Genomic DNA, 19,308 nt, shown 5'->3' with positions numbered 1-19,308 from the left:
AAACCCAGTAGTAACAGTGGGAGTGTACGATACAAGTAAACCGGGTACAATATCAGTTCAAGTAACGGCAACTGATAATACGGGTAACAGCTCAACTGTAACGGTAACAGTAAAAGTAGTAGAAAAGGAAGAGGAGAAGGATACGGAAGCACCAGTAATAACAGTGAAACAAGGTGTAACCGTACATGTTGGAGATAAATTAAGTCCAGAAAGTTTAGTGAGTGTAAAAGATAATAAAGATCCAAACCCAGTAGTAACAGTGGGAGTGTATGATACAAGTAAGCCGGGTACAATATCAGTTCAAGTAACGGCAACCGATAAGGTAGGAAATAGCTCAACTGAAACAGTAAATGTTATAGTTCTTGAGAAAGAAAAGCCAGAGCAGAAACCCGAACAAAAACCAGAACAGAAAACTGCAGGAACAACTTCTAAAGAGCAGGATAATGGATTACTTGCATCAAATTTTAATGGTGTAGCTAAATAAGATTTTAGCAGAAATCTATAATAGCGAAGATTTTAGAAGGTTCATCTATAAGTTTTTTATCAGTCGAACTTAACTAATCAAAATCATATTTTAAAAAGGTCCGACTTTCCTACAGTTGGACCTTTTTTATATGTTTAATTAATTGTATTAAAATTTCATAAATTTATTTAATGGTTTATAGCGTAAAATTACCTTACCTTCAATATCATTCAAAGATATAAATCCTATTTCTTTAAATCTACTGTCTAAGCTTTCTTCACGATTATCCCCTAATACAAAAATTGTATTATTTGGAACCCTTTCGAAACCATAAATATTTTTCAATGAAAAATCAGCTGTTTTACCTTTTGAGTATGCATCTTTTACCTGAAGTCCATTTATATAAAGCATCTGTGATTTATATTCTATTCTATCTCCAGGTAAACCAACTACTCTTTTTATAATTGTTTTTTTATTAGAAGTGTTTTCTAGGGGGGAATTAACAACAACTATATCAAATCTTTGCAGATCGTCTATTGAATGGGTGAGATGATTAATTAAAACCTTGTCATTATTAAATAAGGTATTTTCCATAGAGACTCCAGAAACCTTATATGGAAAAAAAACGAACTGTCTTAGTAAAAGTAAGGTAACGCCAATTATAAATATTAATATTGGAAAAACAGAAATTAGACGTTTTTTCAATTGTAAATCAAACTCCATTCTGAGGGTTTATAATATTCATCATAACATAAATTCAATGGATTAAATATTCTGAAGATTGTTGTTTTTAAAGGTGTAATTTGTTAAAATTAAGTATACCTTTTTTTAATTTCAATTTTTTATATCCATAACTACTATAGCCCTTTCGGGGTTTCGATTTTCAAAGATAGTTTAAGTTTTTTACTTTTACTTTCTTTTTAAATATAACTCCGAAAAGGGCTTTTTTGCGTTTTTTTGGAGAACATCACATTGTGAAAGGATGAAGATTTTATGAAGATCAAAAGATTATTTTTAGTGTTAGGCGTTTTAGCTATGATGTTTGTTTTTTATAACACCTTTATAAAGGATGAACCTCAAACTGATGCTTTAACTCCAATCAAAGTAGAAGATTTGAAACAAAAGATTCAATACGATTATTTGTTTGAAGATGAATTATCACAAAATGTGATTAATGACTTAGGTGGGCAATTCAAATTAATATTTGATGATATTGATAAGAACGGTCACTTAACTATTTATCAAAACAAAAAAGAAATAGAAATGTTTTTAGGAAATCATGTAACAACTGCAGAATTAGCTGATGAATTTACATCAGACTATTTTAGTACAAATAAGAATTACAAAGTTACTTATAAAAGTAAACCAAGTCTATTTAATTATGAAGAACCAAGAACTGTTACAAAAGTAAAAAAAGGATTGTTTTTGGTAAAACAAAACGACTTAATTCTGGAATTTAAATATGTACCAGAAATAGATGGATTTCGAATTTCTGAAATTACATATTTAAAATAAAAAATTACTTGGAGGGATTTATTATGTTGCAAATTAGAACTGTTATTGCTGATGCATTAAGAATTGATGAAGAAGTGAATAGCTTTTTGAAGTATTGTGCAAATTACGGGAAAATGGTTAAAAAAATAACACCAAACGGGTTCATGGAACGTGAACAAGGCCAATCGCTTTTGGTTATGGTAATAGAATATGAAGAAAAAAATGACTGCGGTTATGAAAAAGACGAGGATTAATTCCTTGTCTTTTTTATTTTCTATGAAGGGTGGATATATCGGCTATGAAAATTATAAAAAAGTGGCCGTTATAATGGTACCTATTGATTTAGCGGAAGTTCTAAAGTTTATACGTAAAGAGTCATTCTCAGTTAAAGAATTATTGAATCAGAACTTTCAACTTGAATCAATAGTCGCAGCTGAGGATTATATGAGACCTGAATTGTTTGAAAATCATACTAATTTAGGCGAAATCACAGGAACTAGAATAATAAATTTATGTAACTTTGAAAATGTAGAGGATAAAAAGGTAGCATTTGAGATACTGGAATTCTGTATTCATCAAAGTTGTAGTGTAATCTACAGCATAATTGATGGCAGATTGAAAAAATAAATAATAATCAGGCTTTCGAATTATTAGTGTAAAGGTATCAAAGAATCTGATTTGTTAACTTGAGAAAGTTAAATAACAGAATAAATTATCTGAATTTAAAGATAAAAAACTTCATTGTGATATAATTTAGTTGCATTTTTTTATTTTTCTTTTTTATATCACTAACTACTTATAGCCTTTCGGGTTAATGAAATTACACAAAAAGGAACTTTATGTTACTTTATTTCATTGTGTAAACAATTCATTTTCCTGGAAGGTTATTTGTTTTTGCCTGAAAGGGGTGATGCTATGTCATAGGAACTAATTATTAAATAGAAACTGCTGCTGCAATGTCAAAAGTTTTTCGAAAAGGGGTGCATATTATGTTGGTTACAGTAATTGTGTCAGTTGTGGCTGGTATGGTCTCAGGATTGGCTAGTCATTACATCACAAACAAAAAGTTTTTGTTGCCTCGTAAGAGCAAGCTTGCATTTCACCCGGGTTTCTTGGGAGAGATGTTTGTAGGCAGTATTGCTTCACTCGTTGGTGTTGCAATGTTTAACCCTGAAACAATGATGGATATTCTTAAGGTGAGTATTCTTGCTGGGATTTCAGGGCAAGCTTTCCTGCTGCACAATCGTTTGGCGACGGAACAAGTAAAAACTGACGAGCTTCAGTCTATTTCAAAGAAATTGACCGAACTCGAAAAAAAGAATAAGGAATAAAGGAGGAGTAATCTGTTATAAATAGAAATAGAGAGATGAGGAGATTTGGTTATGTAACGGCCAAATACAAAGAGTTAAGTTGAGGTGAGCCCCATGTCTCGAAAGGAAGTTTTTGATTATCTAGATGATCAAGAAAAGGAAGATTTAGCAGAATGGACAGAAGAGCTTAAGAATGCTCAATCTACGAAAGCAGTTAAACTTTATTCAAGTAAGATAAAGGAACTGCTAGGAAAGATTGAACAACGAATGATTAATTCAGGAGAGGAAGCAGCGACAGTTAGCTTCTAATTGAATAGCAAGAAATAGAAAAGCTGATGGAGGTTTTATCCATCAGCTTTTCTTTATTATAAAAAAATTTCTAAGAAAACAGAGAAGATGATTGATTTGCTTTGTTATTAAAAAAATTATGAGGAGTGTTTACAATGAGTACAGATTTATTCATGAAATACTAACGAAACGCGGAATTATTCCAGAAATCGATAGGGCAGCGATGTAAATGATGGAGGAAAGCACATTATCACTGGTAATAGTATCGTCAGTAATATGTTTATTGGAATACCTGGTACACCGAATGAATAGATGTCTGGGACAAAAAATGGGATAGTAACAAGATGACGAATAAGCAGCAGCGTGATGAATATGAACAAAAGAAAATCTTGTGGATCATAAGGAATTTAAGAACTAGAGTTGTGCATAACAGAACAGATAAGGTTGAGGTATAACCACCCTAGCTAATGATAAAAGCCCTACAGGGGATGTAGGGCAAGACTAAGGGTATTGAAGAATTGTCGATTCTAAAAGTAAAGGACTTCTTGGAATGTTATAAGTTTAACATAAAATCTATTAAAACATTATATAAAGATGTTACGAAATTATGAATATAAAAAAACAAAGATAAAAATTATGAAAAAAGTTGATAATCCATAGGAGCCAAAAGGGATTATGTTTGTAATAGCGTTTTTATAGAGTGAATACGACAAGCTCTTGCTTTTCGTAATATTCGGTAATCTAATAGGGTGCCCTACCTAATAGACTGGTTCCTGAGTATTATGATGCCTGAAAGCATCAAAAAAGCCCGTACAGAAGCACAGACCAGTTGTTACACATATCGGTAACTAAATTTTAACAGATTGTTAGGTAGTTATCTAGTGAACTACTCGCCACTTAGCAAAGCTTGAAGTGGGAGCTTCTCAGTTCCACGACGAAAGTAACCTTTCGTCTCCCTGAGCGTTACTTCGGGGTGTTCCACCCCTAGATGTCCAACGCTTGGACGCTCTTTTGGTACGGTTGATATTTTACGCGGGAACCGAATGGCTTGGTTTTCGCACTCTATTTTCTTCCTGCAACCTCATATATCAAGTTATCGAAGAGCTTTATATAGCAAGTTTATCAAAAGTTTTTGGCTATGCCAAACCGAAATTCATCTCCTACCTACCGTTGGGATACGCCCTTCACACGCTTGAGGAAGGAGAATTCTTTCGGGGAGTTCGTTAAAAATGAAAAAACGCTCGATGGCAACGAGCGTTGTAGAGAAAATATTCCCTAAAATTAGCTACATGTATTATAACATACGTTTTCTCTCAGTAAATAAGGAGGAATGAAATATGATTGAAAATCCAATTACTTACGGTAATTATCATGACTCATCAGCAAGAGACTTTATTGAAGAATGTGAAGGTTGCAATGGAGAAATATACTTCGGTGAAAGTTACTTAGATTTTGGTGGTGATTACTTACACGCAGAAACAGAGTGCATTACGCAATATGTAATGTCTCATTCTACAGAGAAAGTGGCAGGTGAATAAGGTGGGACTACAAACCAAAATTGAAGCTGAAATTCAAATTTTAATGAATTTGGTTGAACGATATAAGCAAAGCAAAGAGCCTAACGCTGCATCAATGGTTGTAGCTTACGAATATGGATTACAAGCACTTATGCAAGTCTATGAAACTAGTAAACAAACGGAAATAGCACCATTTTAAAAAGGGGAAATTCATATGACAACTGAAAACTACTTTTATAAATTAGCTTAAATAGATTGCGCGGAACATGTTGAAAAGAAAGGGCGTTTTAACTACTTATCATGGGCAGTTAAAAAGTAGATCCAACAGCAATATGGGAAGTAAAACGATTTAATGGAGGGCCTTACCTCAAAACAGATTGTGGTTACTTTGTAGGGGGGGAATTAACTGTACAAGAAAATCACTAAGTCAAAGTCACCCACTACTAAACAATCAAAACAAGCCAATTGCAGAGCGTAACAGCTTTGACATTAACACGAGTATCCAGCGGTGCTTAGTAAAAGCAATTGCAATTCACGGATTAGGTTTATAAATTTATGCGGGTGAAGATTTACTAGAAATCCAAGAGGAAATAATTAATGCTCAACAAGTTAGTGCAATTAAATTAAACATAAAAAATTAGCTACTCGTCGAAAAGTAGATGAAGACAGGATTAAAGGACAATTAAGTATTAAAGAAATTGGCGAATTGACATTAAAACAAGCAGAAGAAGCACTTAAGAAATCAACAAAGTGGGTTAAAGGCAACATAGCAGTATGCGAAAGGGCGAATGCGTGATGTTTAAGATACCTGTAAGGCGTGGGTCTATGAAGGAGATGTTAATAGCAGTTCGTGATTTAGAAAAACGAGGTTATGACTATGTAACGCCAATTAAACGAATATATAGGGCAGAAAGAACCTTTTATCATGAAGGTAAGTTCAGAGGGAGAGAAAAGGTTCGGTTTACTGGCATGGAGGACAATGTGAGTTATGAGTGTTGGATGAAGAAAGTGAACTAAATGAGTAAATTACTTATACATTAACAACCGTCAATCGTTTTATTAGGATTAATAAAACGATTGGATTAAATGAAGCGATATTTTTACAACAAGTTCATTATTGGTAAATATATTAAAGTATTTCAATGAAGGCTATAACAGTTACGATGAATGGCTTAAGTAATTTCCTTTATGGTCTTCTGCTACATTACGAAGGATAATAAACAAACTTGAGAAGCAAGGGTTACTTATAAAAAGGAATTACAACAAGTTAAAAATAGATCAAACAAAATAGTAAGGTTCAATCTACTATATTTACAACAAGCCTTACAGGAGTGTGTTTAGAGGGTGCGTATTATGAACGGATTGTATCGCGGATTCTCAATAACTTCAGAACGATTACTTTCAAAGAAACAAAGTATTACAGAAGAAAGACATTATCATTTTTAAAGGGGGAATTAAAATGTGTGCATGTAACGGAACGGGAGTAATTAAGAACGATATGGGTAATGGATGCTTTCAATTTGCACCTTGTATTTGCGAAGCAGGGAATCGCAGTCCTGAAGAAGTGGATAGAAGACGTCATGCCGTTATGGCGGAGCTAAGGGAAATTCACCAATTACAACTGGAGGGGAAATGGGATGTCACGACTTGGAACGGATTTGGAAAAGGAGAATTACATAATGGCGTTGCAACAGGAAAGGTACATGAAGAAATTGCGTCGTAACTTATATATCGCTTTAGAAGAATTAGACTTAGTGTTTGATGAAAGTGAAGTGATTCAATTAAGAAAAATGTGGGATGAGGATAAAGGTATTCTCGAAATAGCAAAAGAGCTAGGAAGGTATCAACTAGAAATCGCCGCATTAATCATGGATCAGGCAGATAAGAACAAAATCAAATCTCGCCCAATGGGGTTAGGAGCATGAAACAACTAACACTAGAGGATGTAGTCGGAAGTTTTGATTATACTGCAACAAGTACAGCGGATAAGTTTTTGAAACGTAATAGCATTATGACGTATTCAGTAGAGTTTTACGATAAAGACGAGAAATGGAAGCTTCGTTGGTTTGACGCGAAGTCCGGGGGCGCAGCTATAGAAATGGCTAAAAAGAAATACGGGAATATACAAATCATTACCACCCATATTTCAGATAGAACTTTAGAGGAGATTATGAATTTGGATTAGGAGGCATAGCGCCATGATGATAAATAGATGGCTAGAAAAGGAAGATTATCAAGCAGCCGAGAAGAACGGCATTGGCTATAACATGTTATATCGTAGGGTGTATCAAATGGGATGGGATGTTAGTAAGGCAATTAATACACCGCCTCGGAAATATCAATTTAGGGAACAAAAGTGGTTAAGGATAGCATTAGAAAATGGGGTTAAAAAGAAGACATTTTTAACTCGTGTTTATAAAGGGATGTCACCAGAGGAAGCAGCAAAAAAGCCTGTAAAGAAATTAAGAGCAACAATGGAAGATATGGTCAATTTAGCTGAAGAGAACGGTATTTCATATAGCACATTTAGTAAAAGAGTATTAAAAGGAGGATGGAGTCCACAAAGGGCAGCAACTACACCTATAAGGAGACCTAAGAAGAAAAGCAGCTAGGAGGCAACATGGACAGGAAACAAATCTATATCGATGTTTTACTACAAAAAGGAATTTATAAAGAAGAAAAGACAGGTCGACAACTTTATGAGATGACTGAACAAGAATTGTGGAATCTAATTAAAGGAGTGTATCAAGAATGATGGAAATACAACATGGTGTTTACGAAGTGACTCAATTATTAATCAAAGCAAAGGGAGGTAATTGACACTCCCACGGCTAAAGCCACAAGCTGACTAATGTCAGTGGGATTCTTACTACCAAAGGCGAAGTCTATTTCTACTATCGCTGACGTGCAAGATTGCGGTGTGCCATCACCAATCCGTATCCAGTGCATATAGCAGATACGGCACTCATTCTATTACCAAACGAGTCAGATTGTGAGTTCTCAAATGTGTTTTAGCTTCTTATGCTTGACGACTCAATACCTTTTACGGAGTAGAAGAATTTGTTACTCCAGCCTCATATGTATTCTGTTTTCAGAGAACAAGATTGTTTTAGAGACTTTTACTTGTCTATTATGAAAATGATACCATTTCAAATTCTTGATGTAGAGAACGTACCTTCGGTGTTTTATTTGTACATCGCATTTGACCTCACTCTCATCCCATTCCTAAAGTGGGTACTATCGCACCGTAGTGGGCTTTCCCGTTCGGAAAATCTATAAAAGATGTGGAGTTACCAAGATATGCAAAGTCTGGTGGTGCTGGTTTTGATTTTGTAGCAGCAGAGGACACGATTATATGGCCAGGCCAAACAAAGGTTGTACAAATGGGATTAGCTTTGGAGATTCCACCAGGATATGAATTGCAGCTACGCCCGCGTAGTGGTATGACTCGTAATTCTTGGAACTGAGGATAGTGGTCTTAGAGGGGAGGATAGTGTACTTGTTGATTACATTGAATTCCCTAAAGAGACTAGCATGCAAGCTAATGTAATTGAAAGAGGGAATCTGGTCTTCGGATCAACGGAGGGTGAAATAAAAAAGCTAGGATTTGCTCTTAGCATAGAATTATGTCGTACAGAAAGGTAAAAACCTAATGTTTGCAATTTCATTATATAACGTTTCTGGGGTGGAAGGATTAAATCATAGCAATCTTTACGTAACTTTTACATGTGATTGAAGTATTTGATAACACAGACATGGATTTATTAGAAATTGAAATTATTAAAGGGATTTCTGCATATGGAAATCCTAAATGTAGTGTATGCGGTAAAGAAATCTTAATGGTGCCAAGTTACGTAGCTATTAATTTAGATGAAGATACTACCTACTAGGAATAGAGCTCCTAGCAAAATTAAAGAATCAACTAAAATTAAGAACTGGTTTTTCTGTGGTTTTCGAAATTCCCTTATTAAGCTAAAAACGACACTCATTCCGAAACAAATATATAACAAAATCATTATTGTTCCTAACATACTTAACAATCCTAATATATTTATAATTTAATTATATATCGAAAAGTACGTGTGTGTAAATTTTTAACAAAAAACTTATTGGAATAAAAAAATGGCTCTTACTATTACGTAAGAACCCCATAACCGAAGAAAAAAAGTCGTATGTGAAACCATGCGGGAATCACAATAACATTTTAACATTTAAATATATAGTTGTCTATACATCGAATTAAAAAAATATTTATTTAAACGAAGGAGCCCTAGATTTAGGGATCTAGAGCTTCTTGTGTGGGTATAATTCACACAATTTATGAAAAGAAAAGAATCTACTGAAGATAACATATAAATGTTTCATAAATGTATCAAAAAAGTGAAAAAATAGTTATTTGAATAGAAAATGACAGCTGGAATATTAAGATTGTATCAGCTGTCACTAAAATAAAAATTTATTTTTATTAGTAGGTTTTTAGTTGATATTTTTACTTCTTTTAGAAGAAATTGTACCAAATATTAATCCTGACATTGCTCCGATTAAAGTCATAAAAATTGCACTCCATGCTGCAAATGACATAACTACACCTCCTAAAAATAACTTATTGTAACTATTTAAAGCTATTGTTTCTTATTCTTTTTAATAGAAATGATGATTGCAACAACTGTTAAGAAAATAAGAGGAGACCACGAAAAGAAAGACATGTAGTATTCTCCTTTCGATAATAATTATAAACATTGTATAAAGCAATTATTACATGTTTATAAATTTGATATACTAAATATGTAATATTGCATATTGAATTGTAGGACGTGGGGAAGTAAAGACGATAGTCGAACCAAAACACCATTTTAATAGAGAACATTTAACAGGACCCGATTAGGGGGAACGGGTCCTGTTAATGGAACGATAGATTTTTATGGGATTACCAACATATTACCATAAAAGGCAATTAAATTCCATTAATTGGGTGTTGAGAAAGCTTTTTATAAATGCTTTATTTTACATAACAAGGTAGCTAGCTAAAGTAGCTAATTGCTCGGTTGTACAATTTTAGAAGTTTCACTGGATATAGATATATGTTGTACAAAAGTTACAACTATATCATAAACAAATATTAAAATATTATATATGAAAGAAAAATAAATAAAAATTTCATTTTGTTTATTTTAAAACCAAAAAAGAGCACTTTATTAAGTGCTCTCGTGACGAGATCCATTTTGTGAAGACTACTTTATTTTATAAAGAAAGGAACACAGAATATTATATGCGTTTCTTGTTAATTGAGTGTATTTTTACAGACAAAGAGCAGCCAGCAAAAGCTAACTGCTCGGTTCTCCAAGGGGGAACAAGGAGAAAATCTAATGTCATATAAAGTATTGACGGAATATTGAGTTTTATTCACGAGAGATTATATTCCGAAATTTGGATTATAATAGTCGATATTCTCCATATTGACCAGAAAAGAACTAAAAGTTCTAGTGAAATTCCAAGTGTTCTTTTCTTAGTTTTTTGAGATTCTTTTATCAAATAGCCAACAGCACTAATTGCTATAAGAATAAAAAGAATAAGTTCTAGTGTAACTGGCATTTTATCTGCTCCTAAACAAATTGTTTCGTATATAACAATTATAAGATATTTATTAGTTATTAGTAGTAAACATTTGAAAAAAATAATCCTTTTGTCATAAACAAAAAGGCAGTTGTTTCCGCAACCACCTTTCAGTAAAATAAAGCACTTTTTCAGGAATAAAATATGGATGATTCTTGAAAAGGTTATAGGGTTTAATCCCATTTTTATAATTCAAGTGACGAATTTAATTTTAAGAGAGGCATGACTACATTATATGATAGCTTGTCAATAATGGTCACGAGTAAAAGAGCAGTTAGCAAAAGTTAACTGCTCTATACAAGGAGATACAAAGAAAATTACTTCAAATGAGATTTGACATACAGCCTACATATAGTATTGACGGAAAAATCATTTTAAATTCAAGTTACTTAAAGTAAACATTCCTACAGATACAATGGCTGCACCTACTGAAGAACCTAGCCAATCTCTCCAACTTAATGTATTTAAAGGTGTATCTGTTAGATCTATAATTAAGAAGATAGTAAACATTAATACACCAAATGCTAAGCATCCCCAAGAAGTTTGTAAGGATTTAATTATCTTCTTCCGAAATTTGTTTATATAAATCATCCTAACTAATATTTTGTATTTTTATAAATAAATTATTGCATGTATGGAAATTGAAAGTAAAGAGTATACAATATTACATATTGAAACTTAACGAACTAATTATTTTTATAGACAGTGAGGAATAACAATACGATTTAACAGCAGAAGAGATTACTGGAAAATTAAGCGCATAAGTAATCAAAAGCATCCATAACGGGTGCTTTTTTCTTTGTTATATAGAAATTACACATTAAGCATACATGTATACGCATTGTTACGATACGCTAAGGAATAGTAATAAAAATATGAGACCAATAAAACTGTATAAAAACCAAAAGAATCCTAAGACGGGAAATATTTTATGGAAATTAAGCATGGTAAACCTCCTTGGGGATATAAAGTATTATAATATATCGTTGGCCTATATAGAAGGAAAAACATAAATTGGTACATATTAAACGAGGGGTAGAATAAAATGGACATTTGGATTAAAGGATTCTATATAAATAGGTAGAATCTAATTATTTAGTTCACATTTTAATCCAAGGGGTACAAATTCGATGCGACGTGAAAAGGATTTGTTGAAACAATGGAAGGCAGATTTGCAAGTTATTCAAAAAGAGAAGAGACTGAAGAAGAAGGCTAAGAAAAAGAATAAGAAATATAGCATTCCGGGTAATACAGCTGACTTCATGGATGGCAAGAATACTTATCGTAAAGAGAATGGGGTATGGAAACAAAGGAATAAATAAAGTGAGGATAAATAAGTTTGATTAAGTTTATAGCAATTATCGTAGGCGCTGCCGTAATCTGGGTGGCGTCTTGTTTGTTGTTAAGGAAAGATAAGGGGTCAGATAGACTTGCAAATTGAAATATTATTAGTCTGAAACATAGACTAGTAAACAAACCATTTCTAACTTTTAATCATAGAATATGATGAATTCAATTTTTAGAGGAGGGAATCATATCTATGGGATGGAATAATAATTTTGGACATTCTCGAGATTGTAATAGATTTTGGGATGATTTAGTATTTTGCGGATGTGGTCGTAGACGCAGAAGAAACGATTTTAACAACTGTCATTGTAGACGTGACTGCGATTGTGATGAGTGTCGTCGTAGACGTGATCATGAACGCGATCGTAATCATGATCACGGTGACCATCGAGAGTGGTAAATTCTTTTGAAGGAGTGCATATCTTAATCGCACTCTTTTTTATTATGTTTTTATCATTTTAGCCAAGAAGACTCCTTCCTCAAGGAGCGTGAAGGGTCACAGCCGAGTGAGTAGGTGGGAGATGAATTGGCTTCGAACAAGGGATGGCAGGAAGCCATCTTAATTGTTCGACTTACAGAAAGTTTTACTCCACTACCTATCGAATGTACGTTTGGTATATAATAGTCATATACTGAAATGGAGGTGAATTAAATGATAATTAATAAAGCCTTTAAGTTTCGTATCTATCCAAATCAAGCACAAGCAATTCTAATTAACAAAACGATAGGTTGTTCTCGCTTTGTATTCAATCATTTCCTATCCCTATGGGATCACGTATACAAAGAGACTGGAAGAGGTTTAACATATGGTACATGCTCTGCCAAACTTCCTGCCATGAAGAAAGAGTTTGTTTGGCTCAAAGAAGTGGATAGTATTGCGATTCAGTCGTCTGTTCGCAACCTTGCGGATGCATATACACGATTTTTCAAAAAACAAAATAGTGCCCCGCGTTTCAAATCCAAGAAGAATAACGTACAATCTTACACCACAAAACAAACAAATGAAAACATTGCCGTTATAGGGAACAAAATAAAGTTGCCGAAACTAGGCCTTGTTCGATTTGCCAAAAGCCGCGAAGTAAAGGGACGTATTGTAAATGCGACTGTTAGACGAAACCCTTCTGGCAGATATTTTGTGTCACTATTAGTTGAAACAGAAGTACAAGAACTTCCGAAAACACATTCTTACATTGGAATAGATGTAGGACTAAAAGATTTCGCTATTTTGTCAGATGGTAAACCCTATAAAAATCCGAAGTTTTTTCGATTATTAGAAGATAAGGTGGCGAAAGCGCAGCGTGTTCTTTCTAGAAGAATGAAAGGATCTTCTCGCTGGAATAAACAACGAGTAAAGGTAGCTAGAATTCATGAATACATATCAAATGCTAGGAAAGATTACTTGCACAAAATCTCAACTGAAATCATCAAAAATCACGATGTTATCGGTATAGAGGATTTGCAAGTATCGAATATGTTAAAGAATCATAAGTTAGCAAAAGCAATTAGTGAGGTATCATGGTCACAATTTCGAACAATGTTGGAATATAAAGCAAAATGGTATGGAAAACAAGTCATTGTCGTATCGAAAACATTTCCTTCCAGCCAATTATGTTCTTGTTGTGGATATCAAAATAAAGACGTTAAAAATCTAAACCTACGTGAATGGGACTGCCCTTCTTGTCGTACACACCATGATAGGGATATTAACGCAAGTATCAATATAAAGAATGAAGCGATAAGGCTTCTAACCGCAAGGACTGCGGGGTTAGCCTAATCAATTAGAGTTCGATAGAACTCTTTACTTAGGAATCCCTCACTTCTAAACAAAGTGAAAGTGGGGGTAGTTCAACTCTCTATGATTTATCTCAGTATTGTTGTCATATTTTTGGTTGACATAAAGGCGGATGAAGGCATTTTCTTTAAGAGGTTTATTTCCAGGTTTTACACTTCCAAATGTAACTGTTTTTTCTATCCCATCCTTATTATAAGTAGATAAAGTATAGAATCGTTGGTTCCCTTTTATCTCACCGTTGTTTGTTATCTGTACATAATATTGTTCGGTTCCCATTCTATTTATAGTAGGTGATCTTTCGCATCCAATAGCAAAACTAGAAAATAGTGCGAGTAATACAGATATAACTAATGATTTTTTCATATAACACTCTCCTTGTTTGTGTATATAGAAAATTATAGTAAAGAGTTTATAGTGGAAAAATTGATTTTAGTGACATTAATATTACAAAACTTTAAGGAGTAGCTCATTAAGGATTTTTAATAAAATAGTTATTGTATTGAACAAAAAAACATGCACAAAAATTGTACATGTACAGTAAAAAACTATGTCTTGTCTAAGTAAATATATGCTTGGCTTATACAAACTGTGAGTCGTTTTTCATTAAGGAAGATGTTAGAGAAGATTAGAATAAAAATTTTATTTTGTATTAAGTTGGAATATAAAAAGAGCACTTAGTAAAGTGCTCTCGTGACGAGTCTCATTTTATAACGACTATTTTATAAAGAAAGGAACTCAGAATATTATATGTGCGCCAGTCAATTGAGTACCTTGTACAAATAAAGAGCAGCTAGCAAAAGCTAACTGCTCAGGTAATGGAATATGGTTCGAAATGGGTTGTTTACAGTATTGACGGAATATTGAGTTTTATTCAGGGGCAGAAATAGTATATGTACAAACTGTAGGCTGAATTAAATAAAAAATAACAGAGTTGCAATGTAGCAAGATAAAACTGAAATAATAGAAAACATGGTTTTAAGTTTTCGGCGTTCTTTTTCATCCTCCGTGGCAAACAAAATATATTTTCGTATTCCAAATACGAATAGCCAAATGCCAAAGGTTAATCCGAACATTCCAACAAAGAAATGAAGATTTGGGAATGAAGTAGAGGTAGTAGCGGATAAAAGTACAGTTTTAATAGATAAATAAGAAAATGTTGTTAAAAGAGAACAATATATGATAGCAATAATCCATTTTTTCATAATAGTTACCTCCTTTTATGAAATAGTAAATTTATGTAAATGAAAATATTATATCATGAAGCACGTTTATTGTATGTAATGGAGACAACTGAACAAAATACTCCTTTTAATAGAAAGTGAGGAGTAACAACGGGACTAGGAAACCGTGGGATTGCATTTGGAATGCTTATCAATCTAGCGAATGAAAAAAATGTATCAAAGAGGGGGAGTGGTGCTTATAAGCAAGCGCCCGGCTCCTGTGAAGGTATTAAATAAAGGTGGCCGTGTACTAAATGAATTTTATGAAGCTAAAAGTACAGTAGACTATGACGGTGTGTATAAGCGAGCTATCGCATTTGAAGCGAAGTCTACAGAGAAAGATACACGTTTTGATTTGAAGAACATTGCACAGCATCAATTGGATTACCTGGAGAAAGCGGAGAAGATGGGAGCAATTTGTTTCTTCCTTATGTTGAAGAAGCAGTAGCACCAGCTATGTTTGATGGAATGATTCAATTTGATCAGGACCATAAGAAATTAGTAAATAGCATTGAAGCAGCAAAAGAGAAGATGGCTAATAAGAAACACAAATTATTAAAGGCCTAGTGGATAACGGAACCATACAGAGTGGTGGGGGCTACTCGCGTTATACGTTTCGAAAAGGCACCTATTTAGGTGCTTTTTTGTTTGCATCTTTCGAGATGGACGAGCATATATTGGAATGTGTGGATGGAAACCACTTTATATATCAGAGCACCTATCAATTATGGGTGTTCTTTTATTATGTGAAAATTTTATAAGTTGTGTGAGAGTTGAAAAATAGTATATTATCTTTCTCAATGTACATATTAAGAAAAGTTTTTAATATCATACATAAAAGGCGGGATAATATGAGTGAAAATAAGAAAAATGAAGAATTGAATAAGATAAAGAAGTATTATTTTAATGAGGACAATCAACCAGTAGCTGGTATAGAGTTAATTTTGCCGCCGGATATAGGAATCATGTTAGACCCTAAATCAGTTAATGATGAAAGTAGAGATATTGATAATGAATAAGTTTAATTTAAGCATCCATTCGGGTGCTTTTTTCTTTGTTGTATAGAAATTACACATTAACCCCCTTTAATACATGACTTAGGCATAGTTGGGAATGAGAATATCATATCATATAATGACACTGAACGGTTTCCAACATGTTCCCCTATATTTTTTCAAGGGAGAGCACTTATTGGGGGAGTGCTCTCTTTCGTTTGTACATAAGGAGGCTTTCATCATATAATATCAGGTCAATATAAATACACCGTTACTCACTTAAAGAGCTCTATAAATAGGTATAGAGCTTTTTTATTGCACATAAGGAATTCCCAAACATACAATATCGAGTCAATGCCAACCAACTTATTTCTTTTCCGAGAGCTATATATATTCCGCTATAAAGCTCTTTTAGGTTGCGCCATTAGAACGGGCAAGGCATTGTCGTATATTTTATACTCAGAAGCTTAGGGCACTTTATAGTGTTCTTTTTTTATTGAACAAAATGGACATTTAAAAATAAGGAGATGATCCATATGGTAACTATGGCACGAAGAAAAAGTGGAGCTTGTTCAAAAAGGATGCAAAAAATACGCACCCGTGGCGGCGCGAATGAGAATTATGCTTGGCAGTGTAATTATATTCAGCAATATTATAGATATTCCTCATGTATTTGCTGATGGTTAAAATCCGGATGTGAATGAGGTATTTAAAGATGTGCAATCAAACGACGGAAAGATAAAGAATTATATAGAGGGCCAATTCTACAATCGTATTGTAAATGTGTTTGAACCGGTTATATTCTTAATTAAAGTGGTGTCATACCCAATAGCATCCGTTGTAGCGTTATGCGGTAGTTTGTTCATTATGGTTGGTAGTCAGGAGCGAGGATTCAGTCTAATTTCAAGGGTAGGTATCGGTTATATAGTGGTGCAAATGATTCCGTTATTTATGGATTGCTAAGGCTATTTAGTCCTACTTAATGTAGGACTTTTTCATATGATAATAACCATCTATCGTTATTATCAGACAACATATCTTAACTCAACATTCGCAATAAATAGTTTTATGTTTCTAAATTTGTAATATATTTACATAAATGAAAATCGAAAGTATGATGAAGGTGCAAGCTATAAAACTATTAAAGGGGGATTTTTTATGTTAAAGAAACTAGCAATTGGAGCATTAGCGACTGGGGTCATGTTATCTGGAGCTGGCGGTGTGATGGCGGCAGAAAACACACCAACTTTAAGTAAGGAAAAGGTTGCAGACTTAAATACTTTAAGTACGGCGTATACTACTGTTAATGTCTATGGGAGCACTGTTGAGTTTGCTGTAAAAGGCTTAGAAAATCCATTCACTTCAACGTATTATCAAAAAATAGCTTGGACAAATAGCTATTCGAATCCAAATAATTATAATACATTAGCAGTAGCATATCCACAAAGTGGGAATGGTTATCAGGCATATGGATATGAATCATTAAATAATGTTAAACAAAAAATTGGCTCTGGTCAGACTGTCTATGGTTTCGCCCTAGCAAATAACGGAACCTGGTATCCAGCTGGACAAGCTATAATTAACTATTAAGATTTAAAACAAAAAGGAGTCCTAGTGGGCTCCTTTTTTTACTTGCAGGAATTTCTTAACCATCATGGAATACTGTTTATACAATATGTAAATATGTATATTGTATTTATTTGGGTTTTTTGTATGTTAAAATTACATATAAAGATTTTTATATGTAAAAAACCTTAAATCAAGAATATCCAATGGGTTTTGAGAGGTGTTATATGTTTACAAATAAAAAATTAATTCGAATTGGTCTAACAATATTTGTATTTTTATGTATAATTGATTTTTCAATCGGTTATTTTCAATCATATCTTGCATCAGCAACAGATATTAAATGGACAATGCCAGAAATGTGGGAAACTATTTTGATAGATGCTCCTCGAGGTATACTGGTTCTTTTAGGTGCAATCGCTTTGTATGATTTCACAAAACAGACATCAAAAAAAGATGCATCAATCTAATCATGTCTTTCTTCAATTAAAAATTTCATGATAGTAATCTTAAAAAAAAGCCCTGATCAGGGCTTTTTTTCTTGTTACTGATAATGAGACACTATATCTGACTTACATAAATATCCTATTTGTTCAAATCAATCCTTGCTGATGGTACAATTAAAGCCATGGAGGGGAATTATGGGAATTTATTATGTAATACCACTACTTCTTATAAACGGCACTGCGTTATTCTTATTTTTATTGTCTGTTTCACCAAAAATTAAGGCTAAAAACCTATCATCGATAATGATCTGTTTAGGGATAAATCTAATCACAAGTCCAGCGGCTTTTCTTATAGGTGGGATAGCTGATTATGCAGGTGTGGCGGCTAATTATGGGGCTTATTTTGCGGGTGAGTCGGCAACAGCGCCTCCTCTAGTTAGTCGTGTGCTTTATTTTTCGGGAGGATTTCTCTTCATTCAGGGAATACCACTCCTCATACTAATTGTGGCTTTGTGGAAGGTTGCAAGAGCAAAGAAAATAAATCAAGTATAGAAGTACATAATGAAAGGGTGGATTCCTTTTTAGAGGAGGGATCCGTTTTTTTCTTGCTATCGATTATAATGCTTTATGTTAAATCGAATTGTATAGAGCATTCATTTATTTTTCTTTCATAGATCAATTCATAATATAATATAGAAAATATTTCTTTGTTTCGTCGATTAAGGAGGGAATTTAATATTAGAACAAGAAAAGATTGATATTTTAGCTGAAACCTTATTATTGGAGGTTATAACACAAAAAGTTGAAATGATAGAGCAGCTTCCCATTATGCTAAAAGGTATTGACTATTTAGATGGTTGGGCATCTGATTCAAAAACAACAGAATGTGAGATTTTTGAATCAGATGCACTCAGTGTAATGAATTTTTTTGCCGTAGGAGAAAAATTTTTAATTGAGCTAGAGATGCCATGTCTTATATCAACATGGCAGGATAGAGAACAACTTCTGAGAATTACAACTACTGTGAAAGCAAAATGCTTAGTTTCTCATGCAGAAGTATTTGATTGGATCAATATGAATAAAATAGAATTGTTAAATCACCAAAAAGATGTGCAATTTGTAGAGTTAAACTATATAGATACTGAATGTGATGATATTCGTGCTTATTGAATTAGACAAAACAATAAATTCCGGTTTTTGACTAATTTAGTAATTCATGTACTTTTTCTGCAGATTTAGAATTAGCTAATATCTTAT

General features: G+C 33.3%; 27 protein-coding genes and 6 pseudogenes. 28 read left to right on the top strand and 5 right to left on the bottom strand.

Going from position 1 to position 19,308, the window contains the following annotated elements; all coding sequences use genetic code 11:
- Window positions 1–484: pseudogene (locus tag BUA87_RS07545) on the top strand (adhesin); the annotation flags it as partial.
- A gap of 147 nt (window positions 485–631) precedes the next feature.
- On the opposite strand, the gene lepB reads toward BUA87_RS07545, so the two are convergent.
- Window positions 632–1,168, bottom strand: a complete 537-nt coding sequence (gene lepB, locus BUA87_RS07540; RefSeq protein ID WP_033657584.1) for a signal peptidase I — start codon at window positions 1,166–1,168, stop codon at window positions 632–634.
- A gap of 288 nt (window positions 1,169–1,456) precedes the next feature.
- On the opposite strand from lepB, the gene BUA87_RS07535 reads away from it, so the two are divergent.
- The 17 genes and pseudogenes from BUA87_RS07535 to BUA87_RS07455 form a co-directional block, all read left to right on the top strand.
- A complete protein-coding gene (locus BUA87_RS07535; RefSeq protein WP_050845170.1) occupies window positions 1,457–1,978 on the top strand; it encodes a hypothetical protein in 522 nt (173 codons plus the stop codon).
- A gap of 23 nt (window positions 1,979–2,001) precedes the next feature.
- Entirely contained in the window at window positions 2,002–2,211 is a 210-nt protein-coding gene (locus BUA87_RS07530; RefSeq protein WP_071715084.1) for a hypothetical protein, read from the top strand.
- Between the two features lie 4 nt (window positions 2,212–2,215).
- Window positions 2,216–2,584: a hypothetical protein gene (locus BUA87_RS07525; RefSeq protein WP_072938963.1), complete on the top strand. Its 369-nt coding sequence runs from the start codon at window positions 2,216–2,218 to the stop codon at window positions 2,582–2,584.
- Between the two features lie 362 nt (window positions 2,585–2,946).
- Complete coding sequence (locus BUA87_RS07520) at window positions 2,947–3,288, top strand: DUF4257 domain-containing protein (protein ID WP_025118342.1); 342 nt, start codon at window positions 2,947–2,949, stop codon at window positions 3,286–3,288.
- 93 nt (window positions 3,289–3,381) lie between these two features.
- The gene (locus BUA87_RS07515) at window positions 3,382–3,576 is read left to right on the top strand and encodes a hypothetical protein (RefSeq protein WP_000087400.1); all 195 of its coding nucleotides are present in this window, start codon (window positions 3,382–3,384) and stop codon (window positions 3,574–3,576) included.
- A 1,316-nt stretch (window positions 3,577–4,892) separates the two neighbouring features.
- Complete coding sequence (locus tag BUA87_RS07505; protein WP_000572102.1) at window positions 4,893–5,093, top strand: hypothetical protein; 201 nt, start codon at window positions 4,893–4,895, stop codon at window positions 5,091–5,093.
- 1 nt (window position 5,094) lies between these two features.
- The gene (locus tag BUA87_RS31235) at window positions 5,095–5,271 is read left to right on the top strand and encodes a hypothetical protein (protein ID WP_176548802.1); all 177 of its coding nucleotides are present in this window, start codon (window positions 5,095–5,097) and stop codon (window positions 5,269–5,271) included.
- 51 nt (window positions 5,272–5,322) lie between these two features.
- Window positions 5,323–5,868 (top strand): annotated as a pseudogene (locus BUA87_RS07500) (DUF1071 domain-containing protein).
- Window positions 5,868–6,089 carry a hypothetical protein gene (locus BUA87_RS07495; RefSeq protein ID WP_000472844.1) on the top strand — a complete coding sequence of 74 codons (222 nt, stop codon included), beginning with the start codon at window positions 5,868–5,870 and terminating at the stop codon, window positions 6,087–6,089. The pseudogene BUA87_RS07500 and the gene BUA87_RS07495 overlap by 1 nt, the downstream one beginning before the upstream one ends.
- A 196-nt stretch (window positions 6,090–6,285) precedes the next feature.
- Window positions 6,286–6,363: a hypothetical protein gene (locus tag BUA87_RS31685; RefSeq protein ID WP_109102930.1), complete on the top strand. Its 78-nt coding sequence runs from the start codon at window positions 6,286–6,288 to the stop codon at window positions 6,361–6,363.
- Between the two features lies 1 nt (window position 6,364).
- Window positions 6,365–6,559, top strand: a pseudogene (locus tag BUA87_RS31680) (hypothetical protein); the annotation flags it as partial.
- Entirely contained in the window at window positions 6,532–6,795 is a 264-nt protein-coding gene (locus BUA87_RS07485; RefSeq protein WP_000332349.1) for a hypothetical protein, read from the top strand. The pseudogene BUA87_RS31680 and the gene BUA87_RS07485, both read left to right, overlap by 28 nt.
- Entirely contained in the window at window positions 6,710–6,997 is a 288-nt protein-coding gene (locus BUA87_RS07480; RefSeq protein WP_072938957.1) for a helix-turn-helix domain containing protein, read from the top strand. Before BUA87_RS07485 ends, BUA87_RS07480 begins: the two co-directional genes overlap by 86 nt.
- Window positions 6,994–7,257, top strand: coding sequence for a hypothetical protein (locus BUA87_RS07475; protein WP_000811969.1), 264 nt, complete (start codon window positions 6,994–6,996; stop codon window positions 7,255–7,257). The genes BUA87_RS07480 and BUA87_RS07475 overlap by 4 nt, the downstream gene beginning before the upstream one ends.
- Before the next feature lie 13 nt (window positions 7,258–7,270).
- Window positions 7,271–7,684: a hypothetical protein gene (locus tag BUA87_RS07470; RefSeq protein WP_072938953.1), complete on the top strand. Its 414-nt coding sequence runs from the start codon at window positions 7,271–7,273 to the stop codon at window positions 7,682–7,684.
- Window positions 7,685–7,692: 8 nt separating this feature from the next.
- Entirely contained in the window at window positions 7,693–7,827 is a 135-nt protein-coding gene (locus BUA87_RS07465) for a Fur-regulated basic protein FbpA (RefSeq protein ID WP_000375383.1), read from the top strand.
- 520 nt (window positions 7,828–8,347) lie between these two features.
- Window positions 8,348–8,633: pseudogene (locus BUA87_RS07455) on the top strand (deoxyuridine 5'-triphosphate nucleotidohydrolase); the annotation flags it as partial.
- Between the two features lie 1,842 nt (window positions 8,634–10,475).
- Here the strand turns inward: BUA87_RS07455 and BUA87_RS07450 are convergent.
- Both BUA87_RS07450 and BUA87_RS07440 read right to left on the bottom strand, forming a co-directional pair.
- A complete protein-coding gene (locus BUA87_RS07450) occupies window positions 10,476–10,664 on the bottom strand; it encodes a hypothetical protein (RefSeq protein WP_001145518.1) in 189 nt (62 codons plus the stop codon).
- A gap of 390 nt (window positions 10,665–11,054) precedes the next feature.
- Window positions 11,055–11,276 carry a hypothetical protein gene (locus BUA87_RS07440; protein WP_170925800.1) on the bottom strand — a complete coding sequence of 74 codons (222 nt, stop codon included), beginning with the start codon at window positions 11,274–11,276 and terminating at the stop codon, window positions 11,055–11,057.
- A gap of 539 nt (window positions 11,277–11,815) precedes the next feature.
- On the opposite strand from BUA87_RS07440, the gene BUA87_RS07430 reads away from it, so the two are divergent.
- The 3 genes from BUA87_RS07430 to tnpB all read left to right on the top strand — a co-directional run bounded on the left by BUA87_RS07430 (window position 11,816) and on the right by tnpB (window position 13,806).
- Window positions 11,816–12,007 (top strand): hypothetical protein, encoded by a 192-nt coding sequence (locus tag BUA87_RS07430; RefSeq protein ID WP_001250605.1) that lies wholly within the window; start codon window positions 11,816–11,818, stop codon window positions 12,005–12,007.
- 218 nt (window positions 12,008–12,225) lie between these two features.
- Window positions 12,226–12,432, top strand: coding sequence for a hypothetical protein (locus BUA87_RS07425; RefSeq protein ID WP_002094308.1), 207 nt, complete (start codon window positions 12,226–12,228; stop codon window positions 12,430–12,432).
- 252 nt (window positions 12,433–12,684) lie between these two features.
- A complete protein-coding gene (gene tnpB / locus BUA87_RS07420; protein WP_071715082.1) occupies window positions 12,685–13,806 on the top strand; it encodes an IS200/IS605 family element RNA-guided endonuclease TnpB in 1,122 nt (373 codons plus the stop codon).
- A gap of 45 nt (window positions 13,807–13,851) precedes the next feature.
- Here tnpB and BUA87_RS07415 read toward each other — a convergent pair whose 3' ends face one another.
- On the bottom strand, window positions 13,852–14,187 hold the full coding sequence (locus BUA87_RS07415; RefSeq protein WP_071715081.1) for a DUF1093 domain-containing protein: 336 nt from the start codon (window positions 14,185–14,187) through the stop codon (window positions 13,852–13,854).
- 548 nt (window positions 14,188–14,735) lie between these two features.
- Window positions 14,736–15,026: a hypothetical protein gene (locus tag BUA87_RS07410; RefSeq protein WP_071715080.1), complete on the bottom strand. Its 291-nt coding sequence runs from the start codon at window positions 15,024–15,026 to the stop codon at window positions 14,736–14,738.
- A gap of 162 nt (window positions 15,027–15,188) precedes the next feature.
- Between BUA87_RS07410 and BUA87_RS07405 the strand changes: the two are divergent.
- The 7 genes and pseudogenes from BUA87_RS07405 to BUA87_RS07380 all read left to right on the top strand — a co-directional run bounded on the left by BUA87_RS07405 (window position 15,189) and on the right by BUA87_RS07380 (window position 19,221).
- A pseudogene (locus BUA87_RS07405) lies at window positions 15,189–15,611 on the top strand (Holliday junction resolvase RecU).
- 284 nt (window positions 15,612–15,895) lie between these two features.
- The gene (locus tag BUA87_RS31230; RefSeq protein WP_001293569.1) at window positions 15,896–16,063 is read left to right on the top strand and encodes a hypothetical protein; all 168 of its coding nucleotides are present in this window, start codon (window positions 15,896–15,898) and stop codon (window positions 16,061–16,063) included.
- A gap of 514 nt (window positions 16,064–16,577) precedes the next feature.
- Window positions 16,578–17,002: pseudogene (locus BUA87_RS32110) on the top strand (hypothetical protein); the annotation flags it as partial.
- Between the two features lie 195 nt (window positions 17,003–17,197).
- Window positions 17,198–17,629, top strand: coding sequence for a hypothetical protein (locus BUA87_RS07395; protein WP_000914195.1), 432 nt, complete (start codon window positions 17,198–17,200; stop codon window positions 17,627–17,629).
- A gap of 182 nt (window positions 17,630–17,811) precedes the next feature.
- Window positions 17,812–18,075, top strand: a complete 264-nt coding sequence (locus tag BUA87_RS07390) for a DUF3937 family protein (RefSeq protein ID WP_072938944.1) — start codon at window positions 17,812–17,814, stop codon at window positions 18,073–18,075.
- A gap of 171 nt (window positions 18,076–18,246) precedes the next feature.
- Entirely contained in the window at window positions 18,247–18,603 is a 357-nt protein-coding gene (locus BUA87_RS07385) for a hypothetical protein (protein ID WP_000513528.1), read from the top strand.
- 276 nt (window positions 18,604–18,879) lie between these two features.
- Window positions 18,880–19,221 carry a hypothetical protein gene (locus BUA87_RS07380; RefSeq protein ID WP_002094305.1) on the top strand — a complete coding sequence of 114 codons (342 nt, stop codon included), beginning with the start codon at window positions 18,880–18,882 and terminating at the stop codon, window positions 19,219–19,221.
- Window positions 19,222–19,308 lie beyond the last annotated feature (87 nt).

The organism is Bacillus sp. bc15 (assembly GCF_900142585.1).
In the GTDB taxonomy this organism is placed as follows: domain Bacteria; phylum Bacillota; class Bacilli; order Bacillales; family Bacillaceae_G; genus Bacillus_A; species Bacillus_A cereus.
The sequence above is the reverse complement of the archived record's forward strand: the minus strand, read 5'-3'. Positions and strand labels throughout refer to the sequence as shown.

Coding starts and splice junctions, on each gene's coding strand:
- BUA87_RS07535 (WP_050845170.1), top strand. CDS start 1,457: ATGAAGATCAAAAGATTATTTTTAGTGTTAGGCGTTTTAGCTATGATG.
- BUA87_RS07530 (WP_071715084.1), top strand. CDS start 2,002: ATGTTGCAAATTAGAACTGTTATTGCTGATGCATTAAGAATTGATGAA.
- BUA87_RS07520 (WP_025118342.1), top strand. CDS start 2,947: ATGTTGGTTACAGTAATTGTGTCAGTTGTGGCTGGTATGGTCTCAGGA.
- BUA87_RS07515 (WP_000087400.1), top strand. CDS start 3,382: ATGTCTCGAAAGGAAGTTTTTGATTATCTAGATGATCAAGAAAAGGAA.
- BUA87_RS07505 (WP_000572102.1), top strand. CDS start 4,893: ATGATTGAAAATCCAATTACTTACGGTAATTATCATGACTCATCAGCA.
- BUA87_RS07495 (WP_000472844.1), top strand. CDS start 5,868: ATGTTTAAGATACCTGTAAGGCGTGGGTCTATGAAGGAGATGTTAATA.
- BUA87_RS07485 (WP_000332349.1), top strand. CDS start 6,532: ATGTGTGCATGTAACGGAACGGGAGTAATTAAGAACGATATGGGTAAT.
- BUA87_RS07480 (WP_072938957.1), top strand. CDS start 6,710: ATGTCACGACTTGGAACGGATTTGGAAAAGGAGAATTACATAATGGCG.
- BUA87_RS07475 (WP_000811969.1), top strand. CDS start 6,994: ATGAAACAACTAACACTAGAGGATGTAGTCGGAAGTTTTGATTATACT.
- BUA87_RS07470 (WP_072938953.1), top strand. CDS start 7,271: ATGATGATAAATAGATGGCTAGAAAAGGAAGATTATCAAGCAGCCGAG.
- BUA87_RS07465 (WP_000375383.1), top strand. CDS start 7,693: ATGGACAGGAAACAAATCTATATCGATGTTTTACTACAAAAAGGAATT.
- BUA87_RS07450 (WP_001145518.1), bottom strand. CDS start 10,664: ATGCCAGTTACACTAGAACTTATTCTTTTTATTCTTATAGCAATTAGT.
- BUA87_RS07440 (WP_170925800.1), bottom strand. CDS start 11,276: ATGATTTATATAAACAAATTTCGGAAGAAGATAATTAAATCCTTACAA.
- BUA87_RS07430 (WP_001250605.1), top strand. CDS start 11,816: ATGCGACGTGAAAAGGATTTGTTGAAACAATGGAAGGCAGATTTGCAA.
- BUA87_RS07425 (WP_002094308.1), top strand. CDS start 12,226: ATGGGATGGAATAATAATTTTGGACATTCTCGAGATTGTAATAGATTT.
- tnpB (WP_071715082.1), top strand. CDS start 12,685: ATGATAATTAATAAAGCCTTTAAGTTTCGTATCTATCCAAATCAAGCA.
- BUA87_RS07415 (WP_071715081.1), bottom strand. CDS start 14,187: ATGAAAAAATCATTAGTTATATCTGTATTACTCGCACTATTTTCTAGT.
- BUA87_RS07410 (WP_071715080.1), bottom strand. CDS start 15,026: ATGAAAAAATGGATTATTGCTATCATATATTGTTCTCTTTTAACAACA.
- BUA87_RS31230 (WP_001293569.1), top strand. CDS start 15,896: ATGAGTGAAAATAAGAAAAATGAAGAATTGAATAAGATAAAGAAGTAT.
- BUA87_RS07395 (WP_000914195.1), top strand. CDS start 17,198: ATGTTAAAGAAACTAGCAATTGGAGCATTAGCGACTGGGGTCATGTTA.
- BUA87_RS07390 (WP_072938944.1), top strand. CDS start 17,812: ATGGGTTTTGAGAGGTGTTATATGTTTACAAATAAAAAATTAATTCGA.
- BUA87_RS07385 (WP_000513528.1), top strand. CDS start 18,247: ATGGGAATTTATTATGTAATACCACTACTTCTTATAAACGGCACTGCG.
- BUA87_RS07380 (WP_002094305.1), top strand. CDS start 18,880: ATGCTAAAAGGTATTGACTATTTAGATGGTTGGGCATCTGATTCAAAA.